13 protein-coding genes and 1 tRNA gene are annotated in these 17699 nt (G+C 66.0%); 7 read left to right on the plus strand and 7 right to left on the minus strand.

Annotated elements, in window-relative coordinates; genetic code table 11:
- Positions 1 to 30: 30 nt before the first annotated feature.
- Together ACSFA3_RS13005 and ACSFA3_RS13010 are read left to right on the plus strand one after the other, a co-directional pair.
- Positions 31 to 1308, plus strand: coding sequence for a metallophosphoesterase family protein (locus ACSFA3_RS13005; RefSeq protein WP_435505858.1), 1278 nt, complete (start codon positions 31 to 33; stop codon positions 1306 to 1308).
- Positions 1305 to 4880, plus strand: coding sequence for an ATP-binding protein (locus tag ACSFA3_RS13010; protein WP_435505859.1), 3576 nt, complete (start codon positions 1305 to 1307; stop codon positions 4878 to 4880). Before ACSFA3_RS13005 ends, ACSFA3_RS13010 begins: the two co-directional genes overlap by 4 nt.
- 39 nt (positions 4881 to 4919) lie before the next feature.
- On the opposite strand, the gene ACSFA3_RS13015 is transcribed toward ACSFA3_RS13010, so the two are convergent.
- A complete protein-coding gene (locus ACSFA3_RS13015; RefSeq protein ID WP_435505860.1) occupies positions 4920 to 6011 on the minus strand; it encodes a sensor histidine kinase in 1092 nt (363 codons plus the stop codon).
- A 93-nt stretch (positions 6012 to 6104) separates the two neighbouring features.
- On the opposite strand from ACSFA3_RS13015, the gene ACSFA3_RS13020 reads away from it, so the two are divergent.
- Together ACSFA3_RS13020 and ACSFA3_RS13025 are read left to right on the plus strand one after the other, a co-directional pair.
- Complete coding sequence (locus ACSFA3_RS13020) at positions 6105 to 8213, plus strand: TonB-dependent siderophore receptor (protein ID WP_435505861.1); 2109 nt, start codon at positions 6105 to 6107, stop codon at positions 8211 to 8213.
- Between the two features lie 153 nt (positions 8214 to 8366).
- Entirely contained in the window at positions 8367 to 9089 is a 723-nt protein-coding gene (locus tag ACSFA3_RS13025; protein ID WP_435505862.1) for a carbonic anhydrase, read from the plus strand.
- A gap of 82 nt (positions 9090 to 9171) precedes the next feature.
- On the opposite strand, the gene ACSFA3_RS13030 is transcribed toward ACSFA3_RS13025, so the two are convergent.
- Positions 9172 to 9247, minus strand: a tRNA-Lys gene (locus tag ACSFA3_RS13030).
- 94 nt (positions 9248 to 9341) lie between these two features.
- Between ACSFA3_RS13030 and ACSFA3_RS13035 the strand changes: the two genes are divergently transcribed.
- Positions 9342 to 10052, plus strand: coding sequence for an SDR family oxidoreductase (locus ACSFA3_RS13035; protein ID WP_435505863.1), 711 nt, complete (start codon positions 9342 to 9344; stop codon positions 10050 to 10052).
- 18 nt (positions 10053 to 10070) lie between these two features.
- Positions 10071 to 10949, plus strand: a complete 879-nt coding sequence (locus ACSFA3_RS13040; RefSeq protein ID WP_435505864.1) for an alpha/beta hydrolase — start codon at positions 10071 to 10073, stop codon at positions 10947 to 10949.
- Positions 10950 to 10961: 12 nt separating this feature from the next.
- Here ACSFA3_RS13040 and ACSFA3_RS13045 read toward each other — a convergent pair whose 3' ends face one another.
- Together ACSFA3_RS13045 and ACSFA3_RS13050 are read right to left on the minus strand one after the other, a co-directional pair.
- Positions 10962 to 11939 (minus strand): GMP reductase, encoded by a 978-nt coding sequence (locus tag ACSFA3_RS13045; protein WP_435505865.1) that lies wholly within the window; start codon positions 11937 to 11939, stop codon positions 10962 to 10964.
- A 119-nt stretch (positions 11940 to 12058) separates the two neighbouring features.
- The gene (locus tag ACSFA3_RS13050) at positions 12059 to 12730 is read right to left on the minus strand and encodes an OmpW/AlkL family protein (RefSeq protein ID WP_435505866.1); all 672 of its coding nucleotides are present in this window, start codon (positions 12728 to 12730) and stop codon (positions 12059 to 12061) included.
- 156 nt (positions 12731 to 12886) lie between these two features.
- Here ACSFA3_RS13050 and ACSFA3_RS13055 point away from each other — a divergent pair, with 156 nt between their 5' ends.
- Positions 12887 to 15334 carry a UvrD-helicase domain-containing protein gene (locus ACSFA3_RS13055; protein ID WP_435506221.1) on the plus strand — a complete coding sequence of 816 codons (2448 nt, stop codon included), beginning with the start codon at positions 12887 to 12889 and terminating at the stop codon, positions 15332 to 15334.
- A 5-nt stretch (positions 15335 to 15339) separates the two neighbouring features.
- On the opposite strand, the gene ACSFA3_RS13060 is transcribed toward ACSFA3_RS13055, so the two are convergent.
- The 3 genes from ACSFA3_RS13060 to ACSFA3_RS13070 are packed head-to-tail and all read right to left on the minus strand — an operon-like array spanning position 15340 to position 17600.
- Positions 15340 to 16143 carry a BPSS1780 family membrane protein gene (locus tag ACSFA3_RS13060; RefSeq protein WP_435505867.1) on the minus strand — a complete coding sequence of 268 codons (804 nt, stop codon included), beginning with the start codon at positions 16141 to 16143 and terminating at the stop codon, positions 15340 to 15342.
- 9 nt (positions 16144 to 16152) lie between these two features.
- Positions 16153 to 17220: a homoserine kinase gene (locus ACSFA3_RS13065; protein WP_435505868.1), complete on the minus strand. Its 1068-nt coding sequence runs from the start codon at positions 17218 to 17220 to the stop codon at positions 16153 to 16155.
- Between the two features lie 5 nt (positions 17221 to 17225).
- Positions 17226 to 17600 (minus strand): hypothetical protein, encoded by a 375-nt coding sequence (locus tag ACSFA3_RS13070; protein ID WP_435505869.1) that lies wholly within the window; start codon positions 17598 to 17600, stop codon positions 17226 to 17228.
- Positions 17601 to 17699: the final 99 nt, after the last annotated feature.

Consider the following 17699-nt stretch of genomic DNA (forward strand, 5'->3'; position numbering starts at 1 on the left):
ACGTGCAGGGCCATGCGCTATCGTCGCGCCATGAAATTCATCCATGCGGCCGATCTCCACATCGACAGCCCGTTGCGCGGCCTCGACAGCTACGAGGGCGCGCCCGTCGCGCGATTGCGCGGCGCCTCGCGTCACGCGCTGACCGCGCTGGTCGACCTGGCTTTGCGGGAGTCGGTCGCCTTCGTGCTGCTGGCCGGCGACATCTACGACGGCAACTGGGCCGACTTCCGTACCGGACTGTTCTTCCGCGACCAGATGTCGAGGCTCGGCCGGGCCGGCATCCGCGTGTTCATCGTCAAGGGAAATCACGACGCCGAAAGCCAGATCACCAAGCAGTTGCCGGATGTCGACGGCGTCCACGTCTTCAGCGCGGCAAAGAGCGAGACGGTCGAGCTGGAGGCGCACGGCGTCGCGGTGCACGGCCGCAGCTTTCCGCACCGCGCGGTGCCCGAGGATCTGGTGCCGCTGTATCCGGCGCCGCTGCCGGGGCGCTTCAACATCGGCGTGCTGCACACCAGCCTGACCGGCCGCGCGGGCCACGACCCGTATGCGCCGACCTCGATCGACGTGCTGTGCGACAAGGGCTACGACTACTTCGCGCTCGGCCACGTCCATGCGCGTGAAGTGGTGCGCGAATCGGCGCCGCGCATCGTCTTCCCGGGCAACCCGCAGGGTCGGCACGTCGGTGAAACCGGGCCGAAGGGTTGCGAGCTGGTCACGGTCGAAGGCGGCGTCATCGTCGATGCGGTTTTCGTCGGTCTGGAAGTCGTGCGCTGGCACCAGCTGGCCGTCGATGCGAGCGGTGTCGCCAATGTCGATGCGCTCTGCCGGCTGGTGGTCCGGCAAGCGCAGGAAGTGTTCCGGGCGGCGAGCGACAAGCTGCATGCCGTGCGCGTGCGCGTCGTCGGCGAGACCGATCTGCACCGCATCGAGGCCGACCAGCCCGGCACCATCGCCGCGGCGATCCAGGCCGCCACACAAGACATGGAAGGCATCGACGTCTGGATCGAGCAGGTCGAACTCGCGATGCGTTCGCCGATGGACCGCGCCGCCGCCGCAGACCGGACCGATGCGCTCGGCGAAGTCGTGCGGCTGGTCGATGGGCTGGGCGAAGACGATGCGGTACTGCGCGCCTGGTTCATGCAACAGGTTGGCGACATGAAGGACCTGCCCGGCGCGATGCTCGATGCCGCACCCGCGTCCATCGATGCCGCCACGTTGCGTGGCCTGCTGGCCGACGCCGAGGCGACGGTGCTGGCTCAGTTGTCGGGCATGCAGGGAACTTTCGGCGAAGGAGCGCGCGCATGAAGTTGCTGCGTCTGCATCTGCTGGCTTTCGGGCCTTTTACCGACCGCGTGCTGGATTTCGGGTCGGCGCGGCAAGGCAACGGTCTCGTGCTGGTGCACGGGCTGAACGAGGCCGGCAAGTCGTCCACGCTGCGCGCGATGGCCGACCTGCGTTTCGGCATTCCGGCACAGAGCCGCGACAACTTCGTTCACGCGCATGCCGACATGCGCATCGGTGGCGAGTTCATCGACCGCGATGGTGGCCTGCACGGTTTCGTCCGGCGCAAGGGACGCGGCGGCACTTTGCTGCGTGCGGACTTCAGCGGCGGCTCGGGCGCCGTCGTCGTCGGCGATCCGGTGCCGGCGGAAGTCGAAGCGCTGCTGACCGGCGGGCTGACCCGCGAGGAGTACGAATCGATGTTCTCGCTCGACCACACGCGGCTGCGCAAGGGCGGCAAGGCGCTGCTGGAAGGCGAGGGCGACGTCGGCGCCGCACTGTTCGAAGCCAGCGCCGGCGTGCGCAGCATTCCGCAGGTGCTGACGCGGCTGGACGATTCGGCGCGCCGCTTCTTCATGCCCGGCGCGCGCGGCAAGAATGCGCGCATCAACCAGGCGCTCGCCACTTATGAGGAGCGCAACGCCGAGTTCAAGAAGAGCCTGGTGCGCCCGATGCAGTGGGCCGAGCTTTTCCGCCAGCACCAGACGGCGGCGGAGGCGCTGGCGGCGCTGGAGCGGTCGCGTCGCGCTTCGCAGGCGTCGCTGCTGCAGGTGAAGGAATTGCGCGCCGTGGCACCGTTGATCGCGACGCTCGACGCCGCACTCGCGTCGCTGGCCGAACTCGATTCAGTGCGGATGCTCGCACCCGACGCCGCGGCGATGCGCGCGGCAGCCGAAAGCGGTCTGTTCGACGCGCTGCACAACGCACGCGAGGCTACAACCGAGGCGGAACGCCATCGCATGGTGCTCGAAACCCTGCTGCCGGATGCGGCCGTGCTGTCAGCCGGCGCCGCCATCCAGCGCCTGATGGCCGCAGCAGAAACCGTGGATCCGCAGCGGCACGAAATCGTCGAGGCCCGCGGCGAAGTGGAACGCGAGACGCGCCTGCTCGACGACATCGCCGCGCAGATCGCGCCGGGGCGCGCGGTATCCGATGTGGTTGCGCAGGCGCCGTCCCGCACCGTGCGGGCCGCGATCGAGGCGGCCGTCCGGCAATTCGAGTCGGCGCGTCAGGCCTTCGACCAGCACGACGATCTCGGTCGGCAGGAAGCGGCTGCCTCGGACGTGCAGGCGGAGCCGTTGCCGTCGGCCGAGTCGCGGACCGCGCTGCGCATCGCGCAGGCCGAAGTCGCGCGCAACGATTCGACGCTGCAGAAGCTGAAGACGTTGCCCGGCAGCATCAGGACTGCCGAGCGCCAGGCCGATGCGGCGCTCGCGGCGCTGGGGCTCGCGGACGCGTCGGCGCTGGCCCGCGTCCGGCCGCTGTTGCCGTCGCAGATCGACCTCGCGCTGAAGGAAGAGGGCGCCAGCACCGTTCGACGCGACGGCCTGGCCCTGCGCGTCGACGACATCTCCACAGCGCTGGCGGATGCCGCCGGGCGACAGGAAAAGCTGCTCGCCGACGGCGCGCCGGCAACGCGCGACGACGTGCGGGCGGCGCGCGATCGCAGGGAAATCGGCTGGGCGCTGGTGCGCGACACATATATAGAGCGCACTGTGCCGGCCCGCGATCTTTTCAGCACCGACAACGACGGTTTTGCAGCCGGACGCGCGTTGCCGCTCGCGTACGTCGATGCCGTCCAGGAAGCCGATCGCCTGGTCGACGAACTGGCCGGCGACACGGCGCGATCGTCGGCGCTGCAGGCGGTGAAGCGCGAGATCGCGAATCTCGAACGGGACCGCGCCGCGCTGGTGCAGCAGCTCGCCGACATTGCGGCCGCCGACAGCCGCCGTACCGAAGACTGGCAGCGCCTGCTGACGGAGAACAATTTGCCGCCGCTGCCGCCTGCCGCGATGCGCGAATGGGAGGTTCTGGTTCCCAAGGCACAGGGTGCGCTGGATCAGCGGCAGGCGTTGCGCGATGAACTGGAAGAAACGCTCGTGGCCGAACGCACGCTGGCGGATGCGTTGGCGGATGCATTGGCCCAAGCCCTGGCCAATGCGACTCCCGCCGTCGGCGGTGCTGCGCCGAGCGACGGCGCATCTCTGCCGATGCTGGCCGCGATGGCCGCCGCACTGGAAGAAAGCTTTCGCCAGCGCGAAAAGGCAGCCGACGCGGCACGCGGCGAGCAGGTGCAGCGGGAGCGCGCGACGCGTCTGCATCTGGCGCGCCGCGAAGTGCTGTCGGCAGCGCTGGAGGCGGCTTCCGTTTCGCTCGTCGTGCACCTGACCGCGCTCGGACTGCCCCGCGATGCCGGTGTCGGCGTGGCACGAGCGCGGCTGGCGGAATTCGACGAACTGGTCTCCGCCCAGGCGCGATTGACGGCGGCCGAGGCCAGCGAACTGCGGGCGCGGAAGGCGCTGGCGCTGCTGTCCGAGACTGTCGGTGTCGTCATGGCGGATATCGGCGAGAAGGCTCCGGGCGACGTGCGCGCCGGCATCGACGCGCTGGCTGCGCGGCTCGCTGCGGCGCAAGTCGTCGAGCGCCGTAGGACGCTGGCGCGGCAGGCGGCAGACAACGCGGCGGAAAGCCTGGTCGCGCACAGCAAGACGGTCGCGCGCCATGAGGCGACGTTAGCTGCTCTCTGCGTCGCCGCAGGTGTCGCATCGGCCGCACTGTTGCCGGAAGCCGAGGAGAACTCGCGGCGAAAGCGCGAGGCGGTGCATGAAATCGATCGCTCGCGCAACCATCTCGCGCAAGTCACTTCGCGCGATCTCGACGAACTCCGGCGTTCGCTCGAAGGCTGGGACGTGGCGCGCATGGATGCCGAGGAGCGCGCGCTGGCGCAGGGCGAGGCGCAGACGGAAACGGCGCTGCAATCGGCGCGCGTCGCCGAGGAATCGACGCGCCGGGCGCTGGATGCGATCGACGGATCGGACATCGCCGCCAACGCGCGGGAAGGCATGGAACAGGCCGCCGCCCGCGTGCGCGCCGACATGGCGCCGTGGATTCGTTCACGGCTGGCCCATGCGCTGCTCGCCGAGGCGCTCAAGCGCTTCCGGGACCGTGCGCAGGGGCCGATGCTGCAGGCCGCGACGACCTATTTTGGCGCCATGACCCACGGCGAGTTCGACCGGCTGCTGAGCGACGACAGCGGCAAGGAGCCGGCGCTGGTCGCGCAACGGCGCAACGGCACGCGCATCAGGGTGGAGGAAATGAGCGAAGGCACGCTGGACCAGCTCTATCTCGCACTGCGCCTTGCCGCGCTGGACATCCGCCGCAGCGCCGGAGTCGACCTGCCGGTGGTTTTCGACGACGTGCTGATGACGTCCGACGAAGGCCGTTCCGGCGCGATGCTGGAGGCGCTGGCTGCGTTTTCACGGGGGACGCACGGCATGCCGGGGAGTCAGGTCATCGTCTTCACGCACCACCGGCATCTGGTGGACGTGGCGCAGCGGCATCTGGCTGCGGAAGGGTTGGCGGTGGTCGGTATCTGAACGCGTCGATTCGGCATCGACCACACGCATGACGCAGGCTCATGCGGCGGCCGGCGACGCCAGTGTCAGGACGACGGTGACGATGCTTCCGCGGCCGAGCCCCGGACTTTCCGCGGTCACGGTGCCGCCGTGGGTTTCGACGATCTTCCGGACGATGGCCAGTCCCAGCCCCAGCCCGCCCTCGGCGTTCGAGGCGGCACCCGGCGCCTGTGCGAACGGCTCGAACAGGTCGTCGATGGTGCCCGGCTGCATCCCGATGCCGTTGTCGGTAAGGCGCACGATGACTTCGCGCATGCCGCCTTTCCGCATGCTGAGCGTGACTTCGCCGCCGGGATCGGTGTATTTCGCCGCATTGTTCAGCAGGTTGGCGAAAACCTGCACCAGCCGCGTCGCATCGCCGAGCACTTCCACGGGCGCATTGCCGAGGTCGGTGCGCAGGCGGTGTCCTTTCTTCTCGATCAGCGGTCCGCTCTGTTCGAGCGCCTGCTCGAGCACCTGCCGGAGATCGATGCGACGCGGCTCCATCAGGAATTCGCCGCGCATCACGCCGGACAGGTCGACCAGGTCGTTCGCCATTCGCGTCATCTGCGACACCTGGCGGCCGATCAGCTCGCTGGCCCAGGTCACGCGTTTCGCGTCGTCGGGTGCGCGCCTCAGCACTTCCTGGGCAGAGTGGAGTGCCGACAGCGGATTCCGGATCTCGTGGCCGAGCGTGGCCATCGCGTTGTCCTTGGCTCGGTTGCTCGCACGCAGCTGTCGCACGCTCTCGGCCAACTCGTGGCGCGATGCCCGGAGGCGCCCGCCGATGATCGCGATGCTCAGGCCGATGACCAGGAAAAGAACGGTGCGGCTGATGTTCGCGGTCTGCAATACATCCTCGAGCCCGGTGGTCGGTCCGATGAAGAGCCAGGTGCCGATCGTCGTGCTCAGCACCGTGGCGAAGATCGCCGGTCCGAAGCCGCCGTAGAAGGCCGCCACCACGATGGCAAGACACAGGATCAGGAACGGTCCCTGCTGACCCAGCAGCGGGTTGAGCAGATACCGCAATCCCAGGGCGAGCAGGACGGCGACCAGCGCCAGCACGTAGTCCCGCCAATGCGCGCGGGCTATGGAGAGCTTGGCCTGCGACATGGACGGTGGGGTTGGTGCGATGGAAGCAGAACGCGAAGTCTAGCGATTTGAAAGGTTCTACATGAGAAGCATTCTCATATACTCCCGAATCCGATGGCTGGAGAAAATGTGAAAAAGTTTTGTGTGGGCTTGACCTTCTGTATCGCACCGTTCGTGAGCGCGCAACAGACGACCGGTGAACTGGCAACGGTCGACGTGGAGGACCGGCGTGCCAACGGCTTCGCGCCGAACACGGTCGAGGCGGGCACATTTCGAGGCGCGAGCGTCATGGACGTGCCCGCGACGGTCAACATCGTCACGCGCGACGTGATTGAGCGCCAGGGCGCGGCGAGCATCTACGAGGTGCTTCGCAACACTGCGGGCGTTACGCGCCAGCAGAACGGCGGAGACACCTTCGACCAGCTCGTGATCCGCGGCATCGCGGTCGAGAACCGCACCAACTACCGTCTCAACGGCTCGCTCGCGATACCCAACGTCTCCGAGATCCCGCTGGAAAACAAGGAGCGGGTCGAAGTGCTGAAGGGCGCTTCGGCGCTGTACTACGGTTTCACGTCGCCGGCCGGCGTGGTCAATTTCGTGACCAAGCGCGCCGGCAACACGCCGGTCAGCACGCTGGGCTTCTCGGTCGACGACCAAGGCGGGGCGCAGACATCGATCGACATCGGCCGCAGGTTCGGCGACGAGAACCAGTACGGCCTGCGCATCAACGCGGCCGGTGGAGAACTGGGCTCGCCCATTGAAGGCGTGGACGGCAGCCGCAAGTTCCTGTCCGCCGCCTTCGACTGGCGCGTGAACGGCAGCCTGAACATCAAGGCCGATTTCGAAACCTACCGCAAGCGAATCACCGAGCAGGCCGGCATCACGCGGCCGGTGGCCGTCAACGGCGTCATAACGCTGCCGTCGATACCCGATCCGAAAAAGCTGCTCGCGCCGGATTGGGCCGTGTTCGAGGCGGATGTCACCAATGCGCAGTTGCGCGCCGACTATTCGTTGAGCCCGAACTGGGCGCTGATGGTCGAAGCCGGCCGTTCGGAAGCGGATCGCACGCGCCGGCTGGCCAGCGTCGGCAACTACAACGTGCGCACCGGCGCAGGACGGCTGACCGGCAATTCGCAGGATCTCGCGCAAAGCTCCGACCTGCTGCGCACCGAACTGTTCGGGACGCTGTCGACCGGGGGCATCCAGCACGAGCTCACCCTCGGCGCGGCGCGGAGCAAGAAGACGCAGGACGCGATCTACCAGCGCACCTACGGCGGCGCCACCACGCTGCAGAACCTCTACGACCCGGTCGCCATCGGTGCGCTGGCGCTCAGCGCGCGCCCCGCGCGGCCGACCACCGGCGCGCAGGACAGCGACGAACTCGGTCTGTACGCGCTCGACCGCATCACCTTCTCGCCGCAATGGCAACTCGTCGCCGGAGTGCGTCATACGCGCTATGAGAGCAGCCAGCAACCGAGCGCGACGCTGCCGCTGATCGCTTACGACGTCAAGAAGACCACGCCGCTGGCCGCGCTGACCTACAAGTTCACGCCCGACCTGGCGACATATGTCTCGTATTCCCAGGGCGTCGAGGAGGGCGACGTGGCGCCCACGGGCACCGTCAACCAGAACAACCGCCTGGCGCCGGGCATCAGCAAGCAGAAGGAAGTCGGCCTGCGCTGGCTGACGCCGACCGGCACGCTGCTGTCGACCGCCGTGTTCGACATCGAGCGTCCCGGCGCCTACACCAACGGCGCGAACACTTTCGTCGCCAGCGGCAATCAGCGCTACCAGGGGCTTGAAGTCTCGGCGCAGGGCCGTCTGACGCGCGCGCTGTCGTGGCAGACGTCGGCCACCTGGCTCGATGCCGAGTTTCGCGACATCTCCGCGCTCTACAACGGCAAGAGACCGGAAAACACGGCCAGGCGGACGGCCAGCATGTTTCTCTCATACGACATCGCCACGGCGCCGGGGCTCTCGGTGAACGGCGGCGCGTACTACACCGGTCGCCGCCCGGTCGACGACCTCAACCAGGCCTTCGTCGGCGGCTTCACCACCTTCGGGCTCGGCGCACGCTACGAAGCGGTGGTCCTGGGCAAGCGGACGGTGTGGCAGATCAACGTCGAGAACGCTACCGACAAGCGCTATTGGGCTGCCGCGGGAACGCGTCTGGCCGTGGGAGCGGCGCGAACGGTCCGGGCGGGCGTGAAGATCGATCTCTGAAGCCGGCCTGCTTGGCCGACTTCGCCTAGCAGATACCGGACACTCTTTTTCCGATGTCCTTGGCGGCGGGGAGCCATCGCGGAAACCGGGAACTTTTCCGCGTTGCGGCAATTAGGATCGCGCTCGTTTTCGACACATCAAACAGGAGCATCCATGTACCCCAACGAACCGTCCCGCAGGTCCTTTTTCCGTCTCGGCTATGGCGCCCTCGGCATGGCCGCCAGCCTGGGCGCCATGTCGTCCCATGCCGCGGATGTCGTCAAGACCGACATGACGCCCGCGCAGGCGCTCGGCAAGCTAAAGCAGGGCCATGCCGACTTTCTCGCCGACAAACCCACGCTGAAGACGATGCGCGACAGCGCCCGCCGCCTGGCCATCGCCCGGGCGCAGGTGCCGTTCGCGGTGCTGGTCGGCTGTTCCGACAGCCGCGTGTCGCCCGAAGTGCTTTTCGACACCGGCCTGGGCGAACTCTTCATCGTCCGCAACGCCGGCAACACCATCGACACGGTCGCGCTGGGCAGCATCGAGTACGCGGTGCAGGTGCTGAACGTGCCGCTGATCATCGTGCTCGGCCATGAGCGTTGCGGTGCGGTGGAAGCAGCCGTGTCGGTGGTGGAGAAGAACACGGTCTATCCGGGCAGTGTCGGCCGAATGGTCGAGCCGATCATTCCTGCCGTGCTCAAGGCAAAGGCGATGGGTGCGAAGTCGGGCGAAGACCTGCTCGACGGCGCCGTGCGCGAGAACGTGCGCCGCACGGTCGAGCGGCTGCGCAGCGGGGAGCCGGCGCTGGTCGATCCGATGAAGGCGGGCAAGCTGATGGTGGTCGGCGCGCGCTACGACCTGGACGACGGCAAGGTCGATTTCTTCATCGAGTGATTGCGGGCGGTGACGACCGCCCATGAAAAAAGCCTGCTATCGGTTGAATAGCAGGCTTTTGGTTCCCTTGCGGGCTTGTTGGTGGTGGGCCCTGAGTGACTCGAACACTCGACCTACGGATTAAGAGTCCGCTGCTCTACCAACTGAGCTAAGAGCCCCTGATGAACATTTCTGTCATATCAGGCAATCCCACGATTATAGCCACAGAAAACACACCCGCTTAGGATCGTCCATCTTCAAGCTGGAAAAACCATGATCCCAACCAAACCCGAGCCGCTGCACATCGTGATCACCGGCGCTTCAGGCGCACTCGGCAAAGCCGTCGCCCAGCACTTTCTCGCGCAGGGCGCACGGCTCGCGTTGATGGGTCACAGCGCCAACCAGCTCGACGAGGCGTTCCCGGGCCTGGCCAATTCCGCCCATCTCCTGATCGCGAGCGACGTGACTTCCGTCGAGCGCATGAAGGAGTCCGCGCAGCAGATCGTCGGCGCATTCAAGCACGTCGATGCGGTCGTGCACATCGCAGGCGGTTTCGAGATGGGCGAGGCGGTGCATGAAACGACTCGCGCGGCATGGGACCGGATGATGGACCTCAATGCCTGGTCGTTCGTCGCCGTGACGCAGGCGCTGGCACCGGCGATGGTTGCGCGTGGCTCGGGCCGCATCGTCGCGGTGACAGCAAAGAGCGCATCGCGCGGCGCCGCGCAGATGTCTGCCTACATCGCATCGAAGAGCGCGTTGCAGCGGCTGGTCGAATCCATGGCGGCGGAACTCGCGCCGCACGGCATTGCCGTCAACAGCATCGCGCCGAGCGTGCTCGACACGCCGGCCAATCGTCAGGCCATGCCCGACGCCAATCCGGCAGAGTGGGTGTCGACGGTGGTCGCCGCCGAGACGATCGCGTTCCTGGTTTCCGGTGGGGCGGCTGCGTTGCACGGCCAGCATCTGACGCTCGATGCGTGAAAGTACGGATCACAAGTCATGAAATCGAAGACCAAAGACTGGCACGACCGCATGTACAACAACCGGGCGCTCGTCCCTGAGCATCCGGAGTTCCTCGAAAACTGGGCGCGCATGTCCTCTGCCGCGAGGGCAGCGGCCAGGAAGTCGCAGATCGACGTCCGTTATGGCGACGGCCCTCGCGAAGTGCTCGACGTTTTCCCCTCGAACGCATCGAACGCATCGAACGCACCGGTGCTCGTCTTCGTCCACGGCGGCTACTGGCGATCGCTCGACAAGCGCGACCACAGCTTCATCGCGCCCGCCTTCACGCAGAAGGGCGTCTGCGTCGTGATGCCTAATTACCCGCTGTGCCCCGGCACCGACGCGCATCCGGTGACGATTCCGGACATCGCGTTGCGGCTGGTGCAGGCGCTGGCATGGACCTGGCGCCACATCGCCGAACACGGCGGCGACCCGTCGCGCATCACAGTCGCCGGCCACTCGGCGGGCGGCCATCTGGCTGCGATGCTGTTGGCCTGCGACTGGAAAAGCGTGGCGCCCGATCTGCCGGCAGATCTGGTGCGCAATGCGCTCGCCGTATCCGGCCTCTACGACCTGCGTCCGCTGCGCAAGACGCCGTTCCTCGGCGATTCGCTGCGGCTGATCGATGCGGATGCGAAGCGTGCAAGTCCCGCGTCATGGAAGGCACCGAACAGGGGAGAGCTGTTCGCCGTCGTCGGAGAGAACGAGAGCGACGAGTTCGTGCGCCAGAACATGCTGATCCGCGCCGCATGGGGTGCGGAGCGCGTGCCGGTATGCGAAGCCTTGCCCGGCCTGCATCACTTCAGCGTCGTCGATGCGCTGGCCGATCCGGAACATGCGCTGCACGGTCGCGCGATGGAGCTGCTTTCAAGGTGAAGCAGCAACGCTTCACATCAGCAGGTGTTCGCCCGCGTTGTCGCCGCCGAGCGTGACGTAGTTGACCTTGCGGATGTCCATCAGCGCCTTGCCGCCGGCATAGCTGATGGAACTCTGCACGTCCTGCTCCATCTCGATCAGCGTATCGGCCAGCTTGCCCTTGACCGGCTCCAGGATGCGCTTGCCTTCGACATGCCTGTACTCGCCCTTGTTGTAGTCGCTGGCCGAGCCGTAGTATTCCTTGTAGAGCGTGCCGTCGACTTCGACCGTCTTGCCCGGCGACTCTTCGTGCCCTGCGAACAGCGAACCGATCATCACCATCGACGCGCCGAATCGCACGCTCTTGGCGATGTCGCCGTGGTCGCGGATGCCGCCGTCCGCAATGATCGGTTTCGTTGCCACGCGCGCGCACCACTTGAGCGCGCTCAGCTGCCATCCGCCGGTGCCGAAACCGGTCTTGAGCTTCGTGATGCAGACCTTGCCCGGACCGATGCCGACCTTGGTCGCGTCAGCGCCCCAGTTCTCCAGGTCGATGACGGCTTCCGGTGTGCCGACGTTGCCCGCGATCACGAACGACTTCGGCAGCTTCTGCTTTAGGTAGCCGATCATGTTCTTCACGCTGTCGGCATGGCCGTGTGCGATGTCGATGGTGATGTATTCGGGGGTCAGGCCGGCGGCGGCAAGCGTGTCGACGGTGTCGTAGTCCGGCTTCTTCACGCCAAGCGAGATCGATGCGAAAGCGCCTTGCGCATGCATGCGTCCGACGAACGCGACGTTGTCGAGATCGAAGCGGTGCATGACGTAGAAATAGCCGTTCTTCGCCAGCCACAGACTGATGGTCTCGTCGACCACGGTCTTCATGTTGGCGGGGACCACCGGCAGGCGGAAACTGCGGCCACCGAGCGAGACGCTGGCGTCGCATTCAGAGCGGCTTTCCACGCGGCATTTGCGCGGGAGCAGCAGGATGTTGTCGTAGTCGAAGATCTGCATGGGATCCAAAAAAAAACCGGGCGACAAGAAACTTGGGCCCGGTTGTCGATTCTAGGCAGCCCGCACCGGCTGTCGGTCGCTGCTCTCGTATAAACCTTATATCAATATCGGCCGAACTTTCAGAACCGGTAGCCGATGCCCACGCCGATCAGCCACGGGTCGACCTTGACCGTCGACAGCGTGGTGCCGGCCAGCTTCACGTCGGTGCGGATCTGCAGCTTCTTCACATCGAAGTTGAGGAAGACGTTCTTTGCGATAGCGATGTCGACGCCTGCGCCCAACGCGAGGCCGAAGCTATTGTGTTCGAGTTGCAACTCTCCGACGGTCGGCACCGAAAGCCGCGTCGAGCTGATGCGCGTGAAGTTCAGTCCGGCGCCTACATAGGGGCGGAACGTGCCGTTCGGAATGAAGTGGTACTGCAGCAGGAGTGACGGCGGCAGATGCCTGAAGGTGCCGATGTCGACCGGTCCGCCGAGTGCGCTTTGCTCGATCGTCACATGCTGCTTCTGCGGCACCGTCAACACCAATTCGGCCGCGATGTTTGGCGTGAAGAAGTAAGTGACGTCGATCTCTGGGATCGTCTTCGAATTGACGGTGATGGCATCCGACGGCACGGCCAGCGCGCCAATGGCGGTCGAATGATTTGCGGGGTCGAGGCGCACCGCTCGTGCGCGCACGAGCCAGTCGCCTTGCGTCTCCTGCGCCGATGCGGCTGCGGGTGCGAAGACCGCCAGCGCAGAGAGCGAGACTGCGGCGCCGAGCGCTGCGAATTGATGGATGACGGGACGCATGATTTCTTCTCCGGTGATTGACCGGCGCACGAGGCCGGTTGCTGGATCAAAGTCTCATCGTTCGATGCGGATTGCGCCTTGACGCAGATCATGGAAGCGCCTGAAGCGAATAGTCCGGCCGAAGCGCCCGGTGCCATGACTTTCTACAATGGCCCGATGTCTCTTTTCGGCTCGCACGACGCCAGCGCCCTGTCTTCAGGCGCTCCCTCCACCGGCGCGGCCCATGCGGCCGCCGCAGCTTCGCCGCTGCTTGCCAACCTCAATCCCGAGCAGCTCGCCGCCGTCACGCTGCCGGACGGCAATGCGCTGATCCTCGCCGGTGCCGGTTCCGGTAAGACGCGGGTGCTGACCACGCGCATCGCCTGGCTGCTGCAGACCGGGCAGGTGTCGCCAGGCGGCGTGCTGGCCGTGACCTTTACCAACAAGGCGGCCAAGGAGATGGTCACGCGGCTGACCTCGATGCTGCCGGTGAACGCGCGCGGCATGTGGATCGGCACGTTCCACGGCCTGTGCAACCGTTTTCTGCGCGCGCACTGGAAGCTGGCGAACCTCACCTCGACCTTCCAGATCCTCGACACGCAGGACCAGCTTTCCGCCATCAAACGGCTGATGAAGCAATACAACGTCGACGACGAGCGCTTCCCGGCCAAGCAGACGCAATGGTTCATCGCCGGTGCGAAAGAAAACGGCGATCGTCCGCGCGACATCGAAGTGCGCAGCGACGACGACCGCAAGAAGGTCGAGCTGTATCAGCTGTACGAAGAGCAGTGCCAGCGCGAAGGCGTGGTCGATTTCGGCGAGCTGATGCTGCGCAGCTACGAACTGCTGCGCGACAACGATGCGGTGCGCGAGCACTACCAGCGGCGCTTCCGGCACATCCTGATCGACGAATTCCAGGACACCAACAAGCTCCAGTACGCATGGATCAAGATGCTCTCGGGCAAGATGGTCGAAGGCGGGCGCTTCGTTCCCGGCGCCGGAAACAGCGTGATCGCGGTCGGCGACGACGACCAGAGCATCTACGCGTTCCGCGGTGCGCGCGTCGGCAACATGGCGGATTTCGTGCGCGAGTTCGGCGTGCAGCGGCAGATCAAGCTGGAGCAGAACTACCGCAGCTTCAGCAACATCCTCGACTCGGCCAATGCGCTGATCAGCCACAACACCAATCGCCTCGGCAAGAACCTGCGCACCGAGCAGGGGCCGGGCGAACCGGTGCGCGTGTACGAGTCGACCAGCGATTTCGCCGAGGCGCAATGGATGGTCGAGGAGATGCGGCAGCTGGTGCGCGAAGGCATTTCGCGCAAGGAAATTGCCGTGCTCTACCGCAGCAATGCACAGAGCCGGGTGATAGAGACCGCGCTGTTCAATGCGTCGGTGCCGTACCGCGTCTACGGCGGACTGCGCTTCTTCGAGCGTGCCGAGATCAAGCACGCGCTCGCGTACCTGCGACTGATCGAGAACAAGGACGACGACACCAGCTTCCTGCGGATCGTCAACTTCCCGCCGCGCGGGATCGGCGCTCGCAGCATCGAGGTGTTGCAGGATGCGGCTCGCGCGTCGGGCAAGTCGATGCACGACGCGGTGAGCGCGGTCGGCGGCAAGGCCGGCGGCAACCTGACTGCCTTCGTGGCCAAGATCGACGTGCTGCGCGAGCAGACCGAAGGCGTTTCGCTGCGGGAGATCATCGAGCTGGTGCTCGACCACAGCGGGCTGATCGAGCACTACAAGGCCGATCGCGAAGGCGCCGACCGGATCGAGAATCTGGAAGAACTCGTGAACGCCGCCGAAAGCTTCGTGACGCAGGAAGGCTTCGGCCGCGACGCGGTTGCATTGCCGATCGACGAGTTGCGGCAATCGCTGGTCAGCCAGGGATTGAATCCGAATCTGCCGGTGCTCGACGAAGTCATGGAACTCGCGCCCGATGCCGAAACCGGCGAGACGCTGAGTCCGCTCGCAGCCTTCCTCACGCACGCCGCGCTGGAATCGGGCGACAACCAGGCGCAGGCCGGTCAGGACGCCGTGCAGCTCATGACGGTTCATGCGGCCAAGGGGCTGGAGTTCGATTGCGTCTTCATCACCGGCATGGAAGAAGGCCTGTTCCCGCACGAGAACTCGATGAGCGATCACGACGGGCTCGAGGAAGAGCGCCGTTTGATGTATGTGGCCATCACGCGGGCGCGTCAGCGTCTGTACATGAGCCATTCGCAGACGCGCATGCTGCACGGCCAGACGCGCTACAACCTGAAGAGTCGTTTTTACGAAGAACTGCCCGAAGCAGCGCTGAAATGGCTGACGCCGAAGAATCAGGGTTTTGCGCCGTCTGCCTTCGGCTATGGCGGCGGCTATGCCACCACGCGAAGCGCAGGCGGCGGCGCCAGCACCGGCTTCAGCAAGGATTCATTCGCCAGCCCGCCCGTGCCGCCGCAAAAGGCCGCGCCGTCGCATGGCTTGCGCGTCGGGATGCAGGTGTTCCACAACAAGTTCGGCGAGGGCGCGGTGCTGGCGCTGGAAGGCGTCGGCGACGACGCCAGAGCGCAGATCAACTTCCCGCGCCACGGCGTGAAGTGGCTGGCGCTTTCGGTGGCGAAACTGACGCCGGTCTGAAGCAGTCAGTCCTGGAAGCTGTCGCGGAAAGTGAACCAGGTGCTGGTGAAGAACATGGTCGCCATGATCAGCGCGCCGCCGACCATCATCGCGCCGCCGGCCGCACCTGCGCCTTCGCCACCGAAAATGCCGGCGGCTGCCAGCAGCGTGGCGATCAGGCTCAGCACGATACCGGCGCCGACGAAGACTGCCACCCAGGTCAGCCCGTAGACCGCCATGGCGCTGAAGTTGCGGACGCATGCGACGAGGCTGAAGAACAGGCTCTTGGCCGGCGGCACCTTGTGCCAGTGAACGAGCGCGGGCGCATGCCAGAAGGCCAAGGACAGCGGCAGGTAGAGCGCCATGGCGAGCCAGAGCGCTGCCTGGAATTCGCCACTCTCGGCCAGTTCGCGGTTGATGGTCTCGCCCAGCAGGTAGACGCGGGCGAACTGCCCGCCGTCCACCAGCGCCGACAGGCCCATGACGGACAGGAACAGCACCGCATAGAGAGCGCCTAGCACCAGCATCGGCTTGACATCCGAGCGCACGGCGCTCAACGAAGCCAGAAATACGGCAGCAGCGGCTGGCTTCTGCCCATCCGGCGTGACATCGGATGTCGCCGCCGCAGCCGCCATGAGTCCCAGCGTCATCGTCGGCAACAGCATGAGCGCGATCACGGTACCGACCAGCGGCACCTGCGATGCGATAGACACCACCGCCATGAAGAAGAAGAACAGCGACACGAAGGCCAGCGGTCGCTTGGCGAAGGCCTGGAGGCCCTGGCGGACCCAGGCTGCGCCATTGCGCGCCGGGACGAGGTTGAGTTTCATCGGTTCCGTTCAGGCCGTGATCGGCTGGGATGCGTGTGGGCTCATTGCGGCGATTGCGGCAGGCGCAGCGGCGCGATGACGCAGCACGCGCTCGAAATGGGTCGGGTCATGCGCCTTGAGCATGCTGGCTTCGCGCGGCAGGTAGAAGTCCCAAAGCCGCGAGATCCAGAAACGCAGCGCTGCCGCACGCAGCATGGCGGGCAGCAGTGCGCGCTCGGCGCCGTGGAGCGGGCGGAACGTCATGTAGGCGTCGAGCAGGGCGGTGGCGCGTGCGGCGTGCGGTGCGCCGGTCGGCAGGTCGACGGCCCAGTCGTTGAGGGTAACTGCCAGGTCGAACAGCCAGGTGTCGGTGCCGGCGAAATAGAAGTCGAACACACCGCTCAGCCGAGGGGTGCCGGCAGGCGTGTCGGGTGTGTCGGGCGCGGCGAACATCGCGTTGTCGCGGAACAGATCGGCATGCACCGGTCCGCGAGGCAGCGCTGCGTAAGTCGAAGATGCCGCAATGTGGTTCTGGTAGGCCAGTTCGCTGCGCAGCAGCGCGGCCTGCGAGGAATCGAGATGCGGGAGCACGACCGGCGCCGTGTCGTTCCACCAGTCCAGCCCGCGAAGATTGGGTTGCACGCGCGAAAAATCGCGTCCCGCCAGATGCATGCGCGCGAGCCAGCCGCCGAGTTCTGAGCAGTGGGCTGCCGTCGGCGAGAGCTCGCTATGGCCGCCGAGGCGCTGCACCACAGCCGCCGGTTTGCCGGCGACGATATGCAGTAGCTCGCAGGGCATGTCCGTTGCAAACGTCAGCGGATGGCCGTCGGAAGGCATCACTTCGGGGTCGGCGACCGGCTCCGGTACCGGAATGCCCTTTGCCGCCAGATGCTTCATCAGACAGAGGTAATACGGCAACTGATCCGCACCGAGGCGCTCGAACAGCGTGAGCACGTATTCGCCCTTCTCGGTACTGGCGAAGTAGTTGGTGTTCTCTATGCCGCCCTGTATGCCCTTCAACGACCGAAGGGCCCCAAGGCCCAGGCGTTGAACGAGCGCGTTCGCTTCGTCGAAACCGACGTCGGTGTAGACCGCCACGCCGCTCAGAACTTCATCAGGTTCCAGACGCGGGGGCCGTTGCCGCCGCTGCTGGTCTCGGTCTGCCCCTGGCGTTCGCGCCCACCGTCGTTCGGCAACACCTCGTACGAGGGAACGTTGGCCTTGGGTTGAACCGTGATGCTTTGCGTCTGCCCACCGTAGCGGACCTCGTCGACGGTCGCGCCGCTGTCTTCGACGTGAATGCGTTCGATCTTCTGGTTCCGCTTTCCCTCGCCCGGCGCCGATTCCACTGGCGCGGCCTGCGCAGCGGGTTGCTGCGAAGGCAATGCCGCGGTCTGTGCCGAAGCCGCGCCGGCAACGGCGCAAAAAACGGTTGCCAGCAGCGCGTGGCGGACGAGGGAAGAAGTGTTGGAGGCCATGAAGCAATTGTAGGTGCGCTCCCTCGCGACGCGCTGTCGGTGCGCAACGGGACGCCATGTCGTGAAGGGGCGTACGTCGTTCGTATGGGGCGGCTCGGT

The sequence above is a fragment of the Variovorax glucosi genome (genome assembly GCF_051216695.1).
GTDB lineage: Bacteria > Pseudomonadota > Gammaproteobacteria > Burkholderiales > Burkholderiaceae_C > Variovorax.